We start from the raw sequence: 15,277 nt of genomic DNA, 5'->3' as shown, positions 1-15,277 counted from the left end.
TTTCTCCCCGTCTCTGTACGGGGAGAAATGCCCGGCAGGGCAATGAGGGGCAGCGCCGGCGCCGCAAGGTTATCGTTCGAGGCAACAATCACCGGATAGAGCCGGGGCGTTATTTTCCTCGAACGCCGCGCCGCCCCTCATCCGCCCTTCGGGCACCTTCTCCCCGCAAACGGGGCGAAGGAAAGCTCACGCCGTCGGCTGTTTCGTCTTCCTCAGATACGGCAACACCGTCTCGTAGGCGCCGAAGCGTTTGATCGCGTCCTCGTTGGAGACGGCGGCGGTGATGATGACGTCGTCGCCCTGCTTCCAGTTGGCCGGCGTCGCCACCTGGTGCTTGGCGGTCAGCTGGATGGAATCGATGACGCGCAGGATCTCGTCGAAGTTGCGACCGGTGGTCATCGGATAGGTCAGCACCAGCTTGATCTTCTTGTCCGGGCCAATCACATAAACCGAGCGCACCGTGGCGTTGTCGGCCGGCGTGCGGCCTTCCGAGCTCTCGCCGGCGCCTGCCGGCAGCATTTCATAGAGCTTGGCGACCTTGAGGTCTTTGTCGCCGATCAGCGGATAGTTCACGGTGTGGCCGGTGGCCGTCTTGATGTCGGCCTGCCATTTGTCGTGGCTCGCCACCGGGTCGACCGAAATGCCGACGACCTTGACGTTGCGCTTTTTGAATTCGCCCTCAAGGCCGGCCATGGTGCCGAGCTCGGTGGTGCAGACCGGCGTGAAGTTCTTGGGGTGGCTGAACAGCACCGCCCAGCCGTCGCCGATCCATTCGTGGAAGTTGATGGTGCCTTGCGTGGTCTCGGCCGTGAAATCCGGCGCGACGTCGTTGATACGAAGACTCATGACCTGTCCCTACCCCTTTTTGTGAGACTGTGGCCGGTACGGCCGGCCGCAATGCTAAGCTAGCACCATCGCCCTGGCGGTCAAACGCCGCGAACCACGGTCCGGGCCGCCACCGAGCCAAATTTTTCCGCAAGTGGGGGCAATTCGGAACTGGATTTTCCGATTGCGGGAAACGAAAGCCGGTCAGGCTTTCTTTATCGCCAGCGTTATGGCGAGGTCTTCCATGCGCTGCGCCAGCGCGTCGAGCGCCGTGGTCAGCACATTATCGCTCTTGTCGGCCTTGGTCAGCGCCTCGTCGCGCGTCTTGCGCAGCGTAAGCACCTCGCTCTCCATGCCTTTGACGCGCTTGGTGAGTTCGGAGAGCTCGTCCATCACCATGATGCCGGCCATCACCGTCAGCCGCTGGTCGCCGATCTCGCCGAAGGAATCCTTCAGATGCGAGACATAGCGATCGAAGCGCTCCGCAAGATCGATCAGATGCTCTTCCTGGCCTTCGTCGCAGGCCATGCGGTACTGCTTGCCGTCGATGGAGACCGTGACCTGTGCCATTGGCTTACCTGTCCAACACCGCCCGGATGGTTTCCATGGCGGTCACCAGCCGGCGCGAGACTTCCTTGTTGGCGTCTTCCAGCCGCTCGGCCCGCGCTTCGGAATTGTCGAGCTCCTGCGCCAGCCGCGAGCGGTCGGCATTCATGCGCTGCACCTCGGCCTCGGCTTCCGAATAGTCGCGCTCGTGCTCAAGCTTCGCCGCCACGGCGTTTTCCAGGCCTTCCATGGCCTTGCCCAGCCTGGCAATGACTTCCTTGAGGGTCGTTTCCCCGGTCATGGCCTTCGTCCTATGCCCTGCCCATCACCGAATCGCTCGCGTTCAGAACGCGTTACCTTGGAAAGATTAGGCACCGGGTGAAGCGCGCGTCAACAAAGCTCTCGCGACTGTCCCCCGCTATCGCTAATGTAAACCGCCCGACACGTGGAAAAGACTGCATCACAAGCCCGGCAAAAGCCGCCCCGATTTGTTGACTAAAAGCCCGTGCCTGCTATGTGTCGCGCAACCCTTTCCTAGGCTTTTCCCAAGGCCCTCAACCCGATTTTCCCGGAGGAAACATGAGCTCGCGCGAACAACATGACCGGATGGCCAATGCGATCCGTTTTCTCGCCATGGACGCCGTCGAGAAGGCAAACTCCGGCCACCCCGGCCTGCCGATGGGCTGCGCCGACATCGCCACGGTGTTGTTCAGCCAGTTCCTGAAATTCGACGCCAAGGCCCCGCACTGGCCCGACCGCGACCGTTTCATCCTGTCGGCCGGCCACGGCTCGATGCTGCTCTACTCGCTCCTCTATTTGACCGGATATGAGGACATGACGATCGACCAGATCAAACATTTCCGCCAGCTCGGTTCCAAGACCGCGGGGCATCCCGAATACGGCCATGCCACCGGCATCGAGACCACCACCGGTCCGCTCGGCCAGGGCCTTGCCAACTCGGTCGGCTTTGCGCTCGGCGAGCGCATCATGAACGCCGCCTTCGGCAACGACCTCGTCAGCCACTACACCTATGTGCTGGCGGGCGACGGCTGCCTGATGGAAGGCGTCTCCCAGGAAGCCATCGCGCTTGCCGGGCATTTGAAGCTCAACAAGCTGATCGTCTTCTGGGACAACAACAATATCTCGATCGACGGCCCGGTCTCGCTGTCCGACAACACCGACCAGGTCGCCCGCTTCCAGGCCTCGGGCTGGAACGCCAGCCACATTGACGGCATGGATCCGGAAGCGATCGCCTACGCCATCGAGGCGGCGCGCCATTCCGACAAGCCGACGATGATCGCCTGCAAGACCACCATCGGCTTCGGCGCCCCGACCAAGGCCGGCACCAACAAGGCACATGGTTCGGCGCTCGGCGCGGAGGAGATTGCCGGCGCGCGCAAATTCTTCAATTGGGGCTCGCCCCCCTTCGAGATTCCCGCTGACATCCTCGATGCATGGCGCGCCATCGGCAAGGGCGGCGCCAAGGCGCGCGCCGATTGGGAAGGCCGTTTGGCCAAGGCCGAGCCGAAGCTGAAGGCCGAGTTCGAACGCCGCATCGCTGGCAAGCTGCCGTCCAACTTCGACGCCGTCATCGCCGACTACAAGAAGAAGCTCTCGGTCGACAAGCCGAAGGTCGCCACCCGTAAATCGTCGGAAATGGCGCTGGAAGTCATCAACGGCATCGTGCCGGAAACCATCGGCGGCTCGGCCGACTTGACCGGCTCCAACAACACCAAGACCAGCCAGACCAAGAACATCACGCCCGACGATTACGGCCAGCGCTATGTCCATTACGGCATCCGCGAGCACGGCATGGCGGCGGCGATCAACGGCCTGACGCTGCATGGCGGCCTGATCGCCTATGGCGGCACCTTCCTGTGCTTCTCCGACTATGCCCGCCCGTCGATGCGGCTGGCCTCGCTCATGGGCATCCGCTCGATCTTCGTCATGACGCATGACTCGATCGGCCTCGGCGAGGACGGCCCGACCCACCAGCCGGTCGAGCATCTGGCGGCGCTGCGAGCCATCCCGAACCACAATGTCTTCCGGCCGGCCGACGCGGTCGAGACCGCCGAATGCTGGCAGATCGCTCTCGAATCCGAAAAGACGCCGTCGACCCTGGCGCTGACCCGCCAGAACCTGCCGACCGTGCGCACCGAGTATTCGGCCAAGAACCTGAGCAGCCAGGGCGCTTACGAGCTCGCCGCGGCAAATGGCGAGGCGGCGGTGACGATCTTCGCCACCGGCTCCGAGGTCGAGATTGCGCTCGCTGCCCGCGAGCTGATCGAAAAACACGGCCACCCGACGCGCGTCGTCTCGGTGCCCTGTTTCGAGTTGTTCGACCAGCAGAGCGAGGATTACCGCGCAAAGACCATCGGCAATGCCAAGATCAAGGTCGCCATCGAGGCCGGCATCCGCCAGGGCTGGGACCACCTGATCGGCACCGACGGCATCTTCATCGGCATGCACGGCTTCGGCGCTTCCGGCACCATCGACCAGCTCTATCCGCATTTCGGCATCACCGCAGATGCGACGGCCAAGGCCGTGGAAGCCCGCTTGCACGCCAAGTAAGGCCTTGGGCATATCGCTTTGGCCACATGCCTCAAACAAGACAACTTTGCGGAACCGCTCGTGCGGTTCCGCCTTGCTGGACCAAACTAATCGATTTAAATTCGGCCTTCTGCGGCTGGATTCTTGCGCCGTCCGCCGCTATGAAGCAGCGGACCCCATCGCCCCCAGTCCCTAGGGAGAAAACAATGACCGTCAGAGTTGCCATCAACGGATTTGGCCGCATCGGCCGCAACATCCTGCGCGCCATCCATGAATCCGGCCGCAAGGACATCGACGTCGTCGCCGTCAACGATCTCGGCCCGGTCGAGACCAACGCGCATCTTTTGCGCTACGACAGCGTCCATGGCCGCTTTCCGCATGAGGTGAGCGTCGATGGCGACCAGATCACCGTCGGCAAGGAAAAGTTCAAGGTCACCGCGATCAAGGATCCAACCCAGCTGCCGTGGAAGGAGCTCGGCGTCGACATCGCGCTCGAATGCACCGGCATCTTCACCGCCCGCGACAAGGCTGCCGCGCACCTGACCGCCGGCGCCAAGCGCGTCATCGTCTCGGCGCCTGCCGAAGGCGCCGACCTCACCGTCGTCTACGGCATCAACCACGACAAGCTGACCAAGGACCACATCGTCATCTCGAACGCGTCCTGCACTACCAACTGCCTGGCGCCGCTCGCCGCCGTGTTGCACGAAACGGTGGGTATCGAAAAAGGCATGATGACGACGATCCATTCCTACACCGGCGACCAGCCGACGCTGGACACCATGCACAAGGATCTCTACCGCGCCCGCGCCGCGGCGCTCTCGCAGATCCCGACCTCGACGGGTGCTGCCAAGGCGATCGGCCTGGTGCTGCCCGAGCTCAAGGGCAAGCTCGACGGCATCTCGATCCGCGTGCCGACGCCGAACGTCTCGGTCGTCGACCTGAAGTTCATCGCCAAGCGCTCGACCACCCCGCAAGAGATTAACGAAGCCTTGATCGCCGCTTCCAACGGCAAGCTCAAGGGCGTGCTCTCGGTCACCCACCACCCGAATGTCTCGATCGACTTCAACCACGACCCGCATTCCTCGATCGTGGCGCTCGACCAGACCAAGGTCATGGACGGCAATTTCGTCTCGGTGCTGTCCTGGTACGACAATGAGTGGGGCTTCTCCAACCGCATGGGCGACACCGCCGTCGCCTTCGGCAAGACCATCGCCTGACGCAGACCTGTCTTCCTAGTATCGGAAACGCCCGGCTCCGGCCGGGCGTTTTTTATTGGCCGGCTTCGGCCAAAAACCACGCCGTTGCCTTGCACTGGTCATGTCTTCGCCCCACTCTCTGGTCAAGCGACAGACAGAGGGATTTGGAGGGGCAAGAGCGGATGGAGCATGCGATCTATCTCGTGACGCTGGTCGGCACGGCGCTCATAGTCGCCGCCGCGTTTTCGAGCCTGATCGCCTTCCGCTTCGGCGCTCCCTTGCTGCTCCTCTTTCTGTGCATCGGTCTGGCCACAGGCGTCGATGGCCTCGGCATCGAATTCGACAATGCGCGGCTGGCTTATTTTGCCGGCTCACTGGCTCTGGCCGTCATCCTGTTCGATTCCGGTTTCGGCACGCCGCTCAACGCACTCCGCCAGGCAGCCGGGCCGGCGCTGTCGCTGGCGACCGTTGGCGTGATCCTCACCACCGCCGTGTTCGGCGTCGCTGCCTACTACCTGCTCAATCTCAGCTGGCTGGAATCCGCGCTGCTCGGTGCCGCCGTCGCCTCGACCGACGCCGCGGCTGTGTTCTTCCTGCTGCGCGCCGGCGAGATCAATCTGCGCGAGCGCGTGCGCGCCACACTGGAAGTGGAGTCCGGCACCAACGACCCGATCGCCATCTTCCTGACCATCACCTTGGTCGAGATCATCGCCGCGCACGCCAATCCGGAGGCCGATGTGCTGGCCACCAGTCTGGTCATCGGCTTCCTCATCAACATGGGGGTCGGCGCCGTCGTCGGCCTGCTCGGCGGCCTCGCCATCGTGCGCCTGGTCGAGCGGCTCAACCTCGACCACGGCCTGCTGCCGATCTTCGTGCTGACGCTCTCGCTGATGGTGTTCGCGGCGGCTGGCGCCATTGGCGGCTCGGGCTTCCTCGCCGTCTATCTCGCCGGCCTCGTGGCCGGCAATTCCGACATCCGCGCCGTCACCATCCTGAAGCGCTTCCAAGACGGCATGTCGTGGCTGGCGCAGATCATCATGTTCCTGATCCTCGGCCTGTTCGCCACGCCGTCGCAGTTTCCGGTGATCCTGGTGCCGGCTATCCTGCTTGGCCTGTTCCTGATCTTCGTGGCGCGGCCGCTCGCCGTCTGGCTCTGCCTGATCCCGTTTCGCCTGCCGCGCCCGGAGATCGCCTTTATCTCCTGGGTCGGCTTGCGCGGCGCGGTCTCGATCCTGCTCGCCATCACGCCCCTGCTCGGCGGCCTCGAACACGGCCGCCTGATCTTCAACGTCGCCTTCATCATCGTGCTGGTATCGCTGGTGGTGCAGGGTTGGACGGTCGGCCCGCTGGCGCGCCGTCTTGGCCTGATCGTGCCGGCTCGCCTCGGGCCGCTCGACAAGGTCGAGCTCGAATTGCCGGGTTCGGCCCATCACGAGCTGCTTGCCTATCGCGTCGCGCCCGGCAGTCCGGTGGCGCGCGGCGAGCGCATTCCGCGCTGGGCGAGGCCTTCACTGGTGCTGCGCGACGGCCGCTCGATGCGCTTCCAGGACATGGGCCGGCTCGCCGCCGGCGACCAGGTCTACATCTTCGTTCCCGACCGCTACCCACGCCTGCTCGACAAGCTGTTTGCCAGCCGCGCCGTGGTCGATCCCGAGGACGCCGACTTCTTCGGCGCCTTCGCCGTCGATCCGGCCCGCTCGGCCGAAGAGCTGGAGGCCGCCTACGCGCCAGGCCTCACCGAGGCTGAACGCAAGCTCAGCGTCGGCGCGCTGGTTGCCGAGCGGCTCGGCGGCCACGCCGAATACGCCGATCGCGTCATGATCGGCCCGATCGAACTGATCGTGCGCGACGTCGACGACAAGGGCAAGATCATTGGTCTGGGCCTGTCCTTCGAGCCGACCGCGCCGGTAGCCCGCGTGCCGGTCTTCCTCAGCGCCGGCGAAATCGGCGACCGCATCGCTGCCCTCATCCGCAACTGGCGCAAGCCGGCGAACGAGCCCACGCCCGGGGCCGGGATGCCTGACGACCCGGTGCCGGAGCCGATTGCGCCAAAGGCGGCCGGCGAAGGCTGAACGAGCACGGGCGCATCATTTTTGCGCGTGCGAACAGCACGGGTCTTGCATCGTTGCCGGTGCCGGGTATGGTCCCCGCGATTTTCTATGGAAAGGGATCAGCGCATGGCCGGCTTCAAGACACTCGACGATATCGGCGCCGTCGCGGGCAAGCGTGTCCTGGTGCGCGTCGACCTCAACGTTCCCGTCGCCGACGGCAAGGTCACCGACGCCACCCGCATCGAGCGCATCGCGCCGACCATCGCAGAGCTCTCCGGCAAGGGCGCCAAGGTTATCCTGCTGGCGCATTTCGGCCGCCCGAAGGACGGGCCTTCAGCCGAGTTCTCGCTGGCGCCGATCGCCAAAGCCACGGCCGAGGTGCTTGGCCGCCCGGTCGGCTTCGCCGCCGACTGCGTCGGTGACAAAGCAGCCGAGGCGGTTTCCGCCATGCAGGACGGCGACGTCCTGCTTCTGGAAAACACCCGCTTCTATAAGGCCGAGGAGAAGAACGAGCCGGCCTTCACAGAAAAGCTCGCCGCCAATGGCGATATCTATGTCAACGACGCGTTTTCCGCCGCGCACCGCGCGCATGCCTCGACCGAAGGCCTGGCGCGTCACCTGCCCGCCTATGCCGGCCGCACCATGCAGGCCGAGCTCGACGCGCTGGAAAAGGGCCTCGGCAATCCGGCGCGGCCGGTGGTCGCCATTGTCGGCGGCGCCAAGGTGTCGAGCAAGATCGACCTGTTGATGAACCTGGTGAAGAAGGTCGACGCGCTGGTCATCGGCGGCGGCATGGCCAACACCTTCCTTGCCGCGCGCGGCACCGATGTCGGCAAGTCGCTCTGTGAGCATGACCTTGCCGGCACCGCCAAGCAGATCATGATCGAGGCGGCCGAAGCCGGTTGCGCCATCATCCTGCCCACCGACGGCGTCGTGGCCAAGGAATTCAAGGCGGGCGCGGCGAGCCAGACCGTCGCCATCGCCGACGTGCCCGCCGACGGCATGATCCTCGATGTCGGCGAGAAGACCGTGCAGAGCGTCAACGACTGGATCGACCGCGCCGCGACATTGGTCTGGAACGGCCCGCTCGGCGCGTTCGAGATCGAGCCCTTCGACCGCGCGACGGTGGCGGCGGCCAGGCACGCGGCGGCCCGCACCAAGGCAGGCAAGCTGGTCTCCGTCGCCGGCGGCGGCGACACGGTGGCCGCGCTCAACCATGCCGGCGTCGCCGACGACTTCACGTATGTCTCGACCGCCGGCGGCGCCTTCCTCGAATGGATGGAAGGCAAGCCGCTGCCCGGCGTCGAGGTGCTGAAGCGGTAAAGAGTTCGAGAACGGACAAGCCAGGTCGGCTTTCCATCGATTCGCGCTTTTCGACGCCATTCCTTTGGCGGTAGAGTTCCGCCAAGCGCGGAACCAACCCCGTCAAGGAGAGCACCCATGAGCGAACGTCTCGAAGATATTGCCGCCGCGATCGTGGCCGGCGGCAAAGGCCTGTTGGCAGCCGATGAAAGCTCCGGCACCATCAAGAAGCGCTTCGACGTCATCGGCGTCGAATCGACCGCCGACAGCCGGCGCGACTATCGCGAGATGATGTTCCGCGCCAAGGACGCGATGTCCAAGTACATCTCCGGCGTCATCCTCTATGACGAGACGATCCGCCAGAAGGCCGCCGACGGCACGTCGCTCGTCGACATCATCAAGGCGTCCGGTTCCATTCCGGGCATCAAGGTCGACGTCGGCGCGAAGCCGCTGGCCGGCTTTCCCGGCGACACCATCACCGAAGGCCTCGACGGCCTGCGCGAGCGGCTGGCGGACTATTACAAGCTCGGCGCCCGTTTCGCCAAGTGGCGCGCGGTGATCGACATCGACACCGCCAAGGGCGTGCCCTCGGCCAATTCGATTGCCTCCAACACCCATGCCCTGGCGCGCTATGCCGCGCTTTGCCAGGAGGCCGGCATCGTGCCGATCGTCGAGCCGGAAGTGCTGATGGACGGCGCCCATTCGATCGACACCTGCTACGAGGTCTCCAAGGCGACGCTGGTCAAGCTCTATGACGAGCTTTACGCCGCGCGCGTCGTGCTGGAAGGCTCGATCCTGAAACCGAACATGGTGATCTCGGGCAAGAAGTCGGGCAAGACCGACAGCCCCGAAGAAATCGCCGAAAAGACGATCAAGCTGTTCCGCCAAGTGGTGCCGTCGGCGGTGCCGGGCATTGCTTTCCTCTCCGGCGGCCAGGAAGACGAGGAGGCGACCGCCAATCTCAACGCCATCAACGCCATCGGCCCGCATCCCTGGAAGCTGACCTTCTCCTATGGCCGCGCGCTGCAGGCAGCCCCGCAGAAGGCGTGGAGCGGCAAGGCGTCGAACGTCGCCGCTGGCCAGGCCGCCTTCACCCACCGCGCCTACATGAACCATCTCGCGGCGCTCGGGCAATGGAAGCCGGCGCTGGAAAAGGCGGCCTGAAGCCATCGTTCTTCTGGACCTGAAAACCCGGGCCTGAAGCCCGGGTTTTGCTTTTTGCCGACGACATTCCCACTTGAAGCATCGAAACGGCGGCGATGATGTCGGATCGCGCCCATGTCGAACGTCCTTGGCAGGAGAGGACAGGAGATGATCATGCATCGCAACGCCGTGGTTTCGCGCGAGGACTGGTTCGAGGCCCACCGGAAGCATCTCGAACGCGAAAAGGAACTGACGCGGCTGCGCGATTGCGTTGCCGCCGAGCGGCGGCAATTGCCCTGGTTCAAGCTCCGCAAGGACTATGTCTTCGACAGCGAGCAGGGTCCGAAGCGCCTTGCCGAGCTGTTTGCCGGCAAGAGCCAGCTCATCGTCTACCACTTCATGATGACGCCGGGCTCCGATCACCGCTGCGAGGGCTGCTCGTTCCTGGCCGACCATATCGACGGCGCCAACCAGCATCTGAAGCATCATGACGTTTCGCTGGTCGTCATCGCGCGCGCGCCATTGGCCGAGATCCTGCCCTACAAGCAGCGCATGGGCTGGAAGTTCGACTGGCTGTCGTCCTACGCGTCCGACTTCAACTTCGACTTGCAGGTCTCCTTCACCGACAAGCAGATCGCGGCGGGCGACACGACCTACAATTTCGAGAAGCGTCCGCTGCGCTCGAAGGACTTGCCGGGCACCAGCATTTTCTATCGCAATGAGTGCGGCGACATCTTCCTCACCTTCCTGTCGCGCGCCCGCGGCGGCGACGCACTGATCGGCGCCTATCATTATCTCGACATGACGCCGAAGGGCCGCGACGAGACCGGCCCCTATCATGGGCTGATGGACTGGGTTCGCCTCCACGACGAATATCAGGACAAAGGCAAGGATCGGCAGGACTGCTGCGCGTAGACGGCGGGTCGTTCACGCCGGTTCAAACATGCGCTAATGGATTTTGCGATACTCGTACGGAAACGCCATGCAGCGCCTGCTTGCCCTTCTCACCTGGCTCGCCTTCCCGGTCTATGTCTGGCAGGGCCTTGGCGTGCGCCGCCGCACCAGCCGCATGCTGCCGGCGCAAGGCCCGGTCATGCATGAGATCGCCGGCACGGCGCCCGCGGTCTCACTGCTGGTCCTGGGCGATTCTTCAGCCGCCTCCGTCGGCATCGAGCAATCCGAATATGGGCTTGCCGCGCAACTCGCCGGGCTGATTGCCGAACGTACCGGCCAAGCCGTGCGCTGGCGCGCCGCCGGCTTCAATTCGGCGACGTCAGGACAGATCCGCGATTACGTCCTGCCCAACCTGTCGGCCGATCCGTGGACGCATATCGTTCTCGCCATCGGTACCAATGACACCAAGAACTTCCATTCCGTGCCGCGCTTCAAGAAGGAGTTCGGCGGCCTGCTCTATGCGCTGCGCGCCAAGTGGCCGGAGGCGCGCGTGGTCTGGTCGCCGGTGCTGGAATTCACCCGCGCGCCGGCCATGCCGTCCTTGCTCGGCAAGATCCTCGAAATCCGCGCCGCCGAGATGAACAAGATGGGTGTGCGGCTTTGCAATGAGCGCGGCGCCGTGCCCGCCCCACGTCTGCCGATCACCAATCCCGAGGCCGGTTTTGCTTCCGACGGCTTCCACGCTTCCGAAGCGGGCTATCGCGCCTGGGCCGAGCATCTGTTGGAGTCTGTGTTGGGGCACTGAAGCTCGGGGGAAGGCTCGTTGAGATTCAGGTCAGGACGAGCCGAAAATGTTGGTTACCGAGAACCGGCCTACGCCGGCCATAGCCTTCATAGAGCGGAGACCTTGTGAGAGCTTCGGCCGGCGAAGGCCGGAGCGGAGCGTACTTGAATACGTGAGCACCGAAGGCGGAGGGAACCGGCATTTGCAGGCCGTCGTCACCTGAATATCAACGAGCCTTAGAGCAATTCCAGGAAAAGTGTGATCGGTTTTCCGCCCGGAATTGCGTCAAAACAAAGAGATAGAGCGGTTCGCCGTTTCCGTGAAACGGTGAAACGGTCTAGGTCCAATGTCCGAGGATAGCCGCCAGCGAAATCGCCGCCATGGCCAGGATCGCCAGCTTCCAGAAATCGCCGCGCCGCTTCAAGCCGGGCCAGCCGATCGGCTTGATGACCTGGATCAGCATGATGCCGCAAATGACAAGGGCGAGAAGTTTCGTCATGCCGCCTTTGACCAGCATCGCGGTCGGCTGTCAAAGCGGTTTGTCGCGCTGACATCCGGACGCTGCCCTCCTGACAGACGCCGGGTGCTTGAGCCTCTGAGAAAGCCTGCCACACTTTCTGGAACCACCTGCCACCCTCCTGACAGACTGCTGTCAGGAGGGGTGTGCGATACTCCTCTCATCAAAGAAGAGGAGCAAGGTCATGAACGGTTCTACCATCCTGCGCAGCGTACAGAATTATGTCGGCAAGATCCGCACGGTGCGCAACGAAATCCGCACGCAGCGTTTCTTGAACACTTTGCCTGCGGACATCCGCAAGGACATCGGCTGGCCGGACCTTTATGATGGCCGCGTGAGCAGGCACTGAAATTTTTCAAGGGCACGACTTGGATAGAGACCATGTCGCGCCCAGATGTAATGGCGATGGGAAATCCAAGTTTCAGGAAAATGCTGCCGTCCTCCCGGCCGCCCTGCCGCAGCCTCCTGACAGTATGTTGTCAGGAGGCCTGCGGTAATGAACGCAGCTCGGACCCTGATGGCGACTGTTTCTGGTCGCCCTTGAGAGTTTTTTTGGCATGGTGAAAAGCTGGAACGACAAGCTGAACACGCCCGGCATCAACGGCATCAAGCCGTCGCCGCGGACGGTCGGTGATGTCGTCGAGGGCCAGCCGATGCTGGTGCCGACGGCGCGGCAGGTCGACGATTTCATCCGCTCCATTCCCGAAGGCGTGGAGATGGACGTCCGCGCGCTACGAACAGCACTTGCCGTGGAACACGGCGCGGAAGTGACATGTCCGGTCACCATCGGCTATCATCTGCGCACAATTGCCGAGGCTGCTCACGAGGATTTCGAACGCGGCATGGCGCTGAGCGACGTGGCGCCGTTCTGGCGCGTCCTGGATGCAAGCACGCCGACGACGGGCAGACTGTCCTTCGGCGCCAAATTCGTTGCCACGCAGCGCAAGCGCGAAGGGCTGAAGCCATAATGCATGTCGCCCAAAAGTGGGAACCGGTTTTGGGGTCACGACATGCATAGAACCGGAATCAGGGGAGAAATCCATGCGCCGCGCCGACAGGCTATTCCAGATCGTGCAGCATCTGCGCGGTGGCCGGCTGGTCACCGCGCAGAAGCTCGGGACCTGGCTCGAGGTTTCCGAGCGGACCATTTACCGCGACATTGCCGACCTGCAGTCGACCGGCGTGCCGATCGACGGAGAAGCAGGCGTCGGCTACATGATGAGGGAGGGTTTCGACCTTCCGCCGCTGATGTTTACACGTGACGAGATCGTGGCGCTGGTTGCCGGCGCCCGCATGGTGCGCGCCTTTGGCGGCGCGGCGATGGCAAGGGCCGCCGACGAAGCGCTGGTCAAGATCGGCGCGGTGCTGCCCGACACCGAGAAGGACCGCATCGCCCGCACCGAGATCCACACGCCGATGTGGGTGGTGAGCGACGCCGCGCGTGAGGCGATCGACCTGATCGAGCGGGCCGTCGAAAAGCGCCAGGTGCTGACCATCGACTATTCCGACGAGGCAGGCCGCGGCACCGCGCGCGACATCAGGCCGCTCGGCCTGTGGTTCTGGGGCAAGGTCTGGACGCTGGTCGCCTGGTGCGAGATGCGCGACGATTTCCGCGCCTTCCGCATCGACCGCATCGCCTCGGTGGTCATCGCCGGCCGCGTCTTCAAGCCGGAACGCGGCAAGCAGCTCGCCGATTTCTACCGCGCGGTCGAGCGCTCGGAGGATTACGGCATGGCCCCCGACCGCGCCGCGCGGACGTGAGCTCCGCTCTTCCCCTTCTCCCCTTGTGGGAGAAGGAGAGGGCGCGCCTACTCCTCGTCTTCGTCCTTGTCCTTCGACTTTAGCGCCGAGAGCTTGGCGAAGACGGCGTTGGCGTCGAGTTCGGCATCCTCGTCCTTCGGCTTCTCCGGAGCCGGCACCAGGCGCTCGGTCAGCGCCGCCGGCAGCAGCGTGTCGCCGACAGGCTGCGCCTGTTCGCGGCCGCGCGAGGCGCGGTTGACTTCGAGGTCGAGGTCGATCTGCGAGGTGAGACCCAGCGTCACCGGGTCCATCGGCTGCAGATTGGCCGAGTTCCAGTGCTTGCGCTCGCGGATCTGCTCGATCGTCGACTTGGTGGTGCCGACGAGCCGCGAGATCTGCGCGTCCTTGAGCTCGGGATGGTTGCGCACCAGCCACAGAATGGCATTGGGGCGGTCCTGGCGCTTCGACAGCGGCGTGTAGCGCGGACCCTTGCGCTTCGATTCCGGCACACGCACCTTCGGGTCCGACAGTTTCAGACGGTGGTTGGTGTCCTTCTCGCCGCGCGCGATCTCGTCGCGCGTCAGCTGGCCGGTCATGATCGGATCCATGCCCTTGATGCCTTGCGCGGACTCGCCGTCGGCGATCGCCTTGACTTCCAGCGGATGCAACCCGCAGAACTGCGCGATCTGCTCGAAAGAGAGCGCGGTGTTGTCGACCAGCCAGACGGCGGTCGCCTTGGGCATCAGCAGACTATTGGCCATTTCAAAAATCCTTCTCGTTCGCCCGCGTTCCCGCGCGGGCGGTGGTTTTAGAGCCACCAAAATGGGAAATTCGCGGCCTGTATAAACGCTCCGTCAGGATTTCGCAATATTTTTGGGCACGAGCCGGAAAATGCATGCCGCCCAAAGCGTGCGGCGGTTTTGGAAGAACGACATGCCTAAAACAAAGACGTAAAGCGCGGCGCTGGCAGTTGCTTCGACGCGACGCACTCTAAACCGTCCAGAAAAGACAAAACCCGCTGGACGAGGTCCAGCGGGCTCGGAACCGGAGACAAAGCAAGCGTCTCGACGGCTCTGCTTTGACAGGGCAACCCGGCCTTACGGCCGGGTTGTCCTTTTTTGATTAAACCGCCTGGCGGGCGATACGCTCGATGTCGGCGCGGCTGATGCCGAGGTCGCTCAGCTGACGCGCATTGAGCTTGTTCAGCTCACGCACGGTCTCGTTGTACATACGCCAGTTACGGAAAGCGCGGATCGGGTTCATGGTATTCCTCCATTTGTTGGATAAAATCGTTTCGATGACGCTTAGATAGGCAGTGTTGCCCACGAAATGAACAGACGCTTTTGCATGGCCGCAATGCGTTTTGTGCATTGCAGCAAAGAAAGGGGAGTAGGGGAGTAAGGGAATAGGGCAGTAGGGCGAACGAAGGCGGCCTCCCCTACTCCCTACTCCCTACTCCCTACTCCCTACTCCCTACTCCCCTACTCCCTACTCCCTACTCCCCTACTCCCTACTCCCTACTCCCTACTCCCTACTCCCTACTCCCTACTCCCCTACTCCCTACTCCCTACTCCCCTACTCCCTACTCCCTACTCCCTACTCCCTACTCCCTACTCCCTACTCCCTACTCCCTACTCCCTACTCCCTACTCCCTACTCCCTACTCCCTACTCCCTACTCCCTACTCCCTACTCCCCTACTCCCCTACTCCCTTACTCCCCTACTCCCTT

At 63.6% G+C, this 15,277-nt stretch carries 16 protein-coding genes; 10 read left to right on the top strand and 6 right to left on the bottom strand.

Annotated elements, in window-relative coordinates; all coding sequences use genetic code 11:
* Nucleotides 1-186: 186 nt before the first annotated feature.
* The 3 genes from AB6802_RS29805 to AB6802_RS29795 all read right to left on the bottom strand — a co-directional run bounded on the left by AB6802_RS29805 (nucleotide 187) and on the right by AB6802_RS29795 (nucleotide 1,672).
* On the bottom strand, nucleotides 187-846 hold the full coding sequence (locus AB6802_RS29805; RefSeq protein ID WP_371013791.1) for a peroxiredoxin: 660 nt from the start codon (nucleotides 844-846) through the stop codon (nucleotides 187-189).
* A 183-nt stretch (nucleotides 847-1,029) separates the two neighbouring features.
* Nucleotides 1,030-1,395 carry a cell division protein ZapA gene (locus tag AB6802_RS29800; RefSeq protein ID WP_371013790.1) on the bottom strand — a complete coding sequence of 122 codons (366 nt, stop codon included), beginning with the start codon at nucleotides 1,393-1,395 and terminating at the stop codon, nucleotides 1,030-1,032.
* A 4-nt stretch (nucleotides 1,396-1,399) separates the two neighbouring features.
* A complete protein-coding gene (locus AB6802_RS29795; protein ID WP_023763725.1) occupies nucleotides 1,400-1,672 on the bottom strand; it encodes a DUF4164 domain-containing protein in 273 nt (90 codons plus the stop codon).
* A 278-nt stretch (nucleotides 1,673-1,950) separates the two neighbouring features.
* On the opposite strand from AB6802_RS29795, the gene tkt reads away from it, so the two are divergent.
* From tkt to AB6802_RS29760, 7 genes are all read left to right on the top strand, one after another.
* Nucleotides 1,951-3,942, top strand: a complete 1,992-nt coding sequence (gene tkt / locus AB6802_RS29790; protein WP_371013789.1) for a transketolase — start codon at nucleotides 1,951-1,953, stop codon at nucleotides 3,940-3,942.
* A 185-nt stretch (nucleotides 3,943-4,127) separates the two neighbouring features.
* The gene (gap, locus tag AB6802_RS29785; RefSeq protein ID WP_371013788.1) at nucleotides 4,128-5,138 is read left to right on the top strand and encodes a type I glyceraldehyde-3-phosphate dehydrogenase; all 1,011 of its coding nucleotides are present in this window, start codon (nucleotides 4,128-4,130) and stop codon (nucleotides 5,136-5,138) included.
* Between the two features lie 161 nt (nucleotides 5,139-5,299).
* Nucleotides 5,300-7,189 (top strand): potassium/proton antiporter, encoded by a 1,890-nt coding sequence (locus AB6802_RS29780; protein ID WP_371013787.1) that lies wholly within the window; start codon nucleotides 5,300-5,302, stop codon nucleotides 7,187-7,189.
* Nucleotides 7,190-7,294: 105 nt separating this feature from the next.
* Nucleotides 7,295-8,491, top strand: coding sequence for a phosphoglycerate kinase (gene pgk, locus AB6802_RS29775; RefSeq protein WP_371013786.1), 1,197 nt, complete (start codon nucleotides 7,295-7,297; stop codon nucleotides 8,489-8,491).
* Nucleotides 8,492-8,608: 117 nt separating this feature from the next.
* Complete coding sequence (locus tag AB6802_RS29770; RefSeq protein ID WP_371013785.1) at nucleotides 8,609-9,634, top strand: class I fructose-bisphosphate aldolase; 1,026 nt, start codon at nucleotides 8,609-8,611, stop codon at nucleotides 9,632-9,634.
* Nucleotides 9,635-9,787: 153 nt separating this feature from the next.
* Entirely contained in the window at nucleotides 9,788-10,528 is a 741-nt protein-coding gene (locus AB6802_RS29765) for a DUF899 domain-containing protein (protein ID WP_371013784.1), read from the top strand.
* Between the two features lie 67 nt (nucleotides 10,529-10,595).
* Complete coding sequence (locus AB6802_RS29760; RefSeq protein ID WP_371013783.1) at nucleotides 10,596-11,312, top strand: SGNH/GDSL hydrolase family protein; 717 nt, start codon at nucleotides 10,596-10,598, stop codon at nucleotides 11,310-11,312.
* A 316-nt stretch (nucleotides 11,313-11,628) separates the two neighbouring features.
* Here the strand turns inward: AB6802_RS29760 and AB6802_RS29755 are convergent, their stop codons facing one another.
* Nucleotides 11,629-11,790, bottom strand: coding sequence for a hypothetical protein (locus AB6802_RS29755; protein WP_371013782.1), 162 nt, complete (start codon nucleotides 11,788-11,790; stop codon nucleotides 11,629-11,631).
* Between the two features lie 202 nt (nucleotides 11,791-11,992).
* Between AB6802_RS29755 and AB6802_RS29750 the strand changes: the two genes are divergently transcribed.
* The 3 genes from AB6802_RS29750 to AB6802_RS29740 all read left to right on the top strand — a co-directional run bounded on the left by AB6802_RS29750 (nucleotide 11,993) and on the right by AB6802_RS29740 (nucleotide 13,569).
* Nucleotides 11,993-12,157, top strand: a complete 165-nt coding sequence (locus AB6802_RS29750; RefSeq protein WP_371013781.1) for a hypothetical protein — start codon at nucleotides 11,993-11,995, stop codon at nucleotides 12,155-12,157.
* A gap of 208 nt (nucleotides 12,158-12,365) precedes the next feature.
* A complete protein-coding gene (locus tag AB6802_RS29745) occupies nucleotides 12,366-12,776 on the top strand; it encodes a hypothetical protein (protein WP_371013780.1) in 411 nt (136 codons plus the stop codon).
* A gap of 73 nt (nucleotides 12,777-12,849) precedes the next feature.
* A complete protein-coding gene (locus tag AB6802_RS29740; RefSeq protein ID WP_127865650.1) occupies nucleotides 12,850-13,569 on the top strand; it encodes a YafY family protein in 720 nt (239 codons plus the stop codon).
* A 47-nt stretch (nucleotides 13,570-13,616) separates the two neighbouring features.
* On the opposite strand, the gene AB6802_RS29735 is transcribed toward AB6802_RS29740, so the two are convergent.
* Both AB6802_RS29735 and AB6802_RS29730 read right to left on the bottom strand, forming a co-directional pair.
* Nucleotides 13,617-14,309, bottom strand: coding sequence for a DUF1013 domain-containing protein (locus AB6802_RS29735; RefSeq protein ID WP_371013779.1), 693 nt, complete (start codon nucleotides 14,307-14,309; stop codon nucleotides 13,617-13,619).
* A 361-nt stretch (nucleotides 14,310-14,670) separates the two neighbouring features.
* On the bottom strand, nucleotides 14,671-14,811 hold the full coding sequence (locus AB6802_RS29730) for a DUF1127 domain-containing protein (RefSeq protein WP_371013778.1): 141 nt from the start codon (nucleotides 14,809-14,811) through the stop codon (nucleotides 14,671-14,673).
* Nucleotides 14,812-15,277: the final 466 nt, after the last annotated feature.

The organism is Mesorhizobium sp. RCC_202, from assembly GCF_041355295.1.
GTDB lineage: Bacteria > Pseudomonadota > Alphaproteobacteria > Rhizobiales > Rhizobiaceae > Mesorhizobium.
This window is presented reverse-complemented; position numbering and strand designations above follow the sequence as displayed.

Coding starts and splice junctions, on each gene's coding strand:
- gap (WP_371013788.1), top strand. CDS start 4,128: ATGACCGTCAGAGTTGCCATCAACGGATTTGGCCGCATCGGCCGCAAC.
- AB6802_RS29735 (WP_371013779.1), bottom strand. CDS start 14,309: ATGGCCAATAGTCTGCTGATGCCCAAGGCGACCGCCGTCTGGCTGGTC.
- AB6802_RS29755 (WP_371013782.1), bottom strand. CDS start 11,790: ATGACGAAACTTCTCGCCCTTGTCATTTGCGGCATCATGCTGATCCAG.
- AB6802_RS29760 (WP_371013783.1), top strand. CDS start 10,596: ATGCAGCGCCTGCTTGCCCTTCTCACCTGGCTCGCCTTCCCGGTCTAT.
- AB6802_RS29780 (WP_371013787.1), top strand. CDS start 5,300: ATGGAGCATGCGATCTATCTCGTGACGCTGGTCGGCACGGCGCTCATA.
- AB6802_RS29765 (WP_371013784.1), top strand. CDS start 9,788: ATGCATCGCAACGCCGTGGTTTCGCGCGAGGACTGGTTCGAGGCCCAC.
- AB6802_RS29795 (WP_023763725.1), bottom strand. CDS start 1,672: ATGACCGGGGAAACGACCCTCAAGGAAGTCATTGCCAGGCTGGGCAAG.
- tkt (WP_371013789.1), top strand. CDS start 1,951: ATGAGCTCGCGCGAACAACATGACCGGATGGCCAATGCGATCCGTTTT.
- AB6802_RS29740 (WP_127865650.1), top strand. CDS start 12,850: ATGCGCCGCGCCGACAGGCTATTCCAGATCGTGCAGCATCTGCGCGGT.
- AB6802_RS29745 (WP_371013780.1), top strand. CDS start 12,366: ATGGTGAAAAGCTGGAACGACAAGCTGAACACGCCCGGCATCAACGGC.
- AB6802_RS29770 (WP_371013785.1), top strand. CDS start 8,609: ATGAGCGAACGTCTCGAAGATATTGCCGCCGCGATCGTGGCCGGCGGC.
- AB6802_RS29730 (WP_371013778.1), bottom strand. CDS start 14,811: ATGAACCCGATCCGCGCTTTCCGTAACTGGCGTATGTACAACGAGACC.
- AB6802_RS29750 (WP_371013781.1), top strand. CDS start 11,993: ATGAACGGTTCTACCATCCTGCGCAGCGTACAGAATTATGTCGGCAAG.
- AB6802_RS29805 (WP_371013791.1), bottom strand. CDS start 846: ATGAGTCTTCGTATCAACGACGTCGCGCCGGATTTCACGGCCGAGACC.
- pgk (WP_371013786.1), top strand. CDS start 7,295: ATGGCCGGCTTCAAGACACTCGACGATATCGGCGCCGTCGCGGGCAAG.
- AB6802_RS29800 (WP_371013790.1), bottom strand. CDS start 1,395: ATGGCACAGGTCACGGTCTCCATCGACGGCAAGCAGTACCGCATGGCC.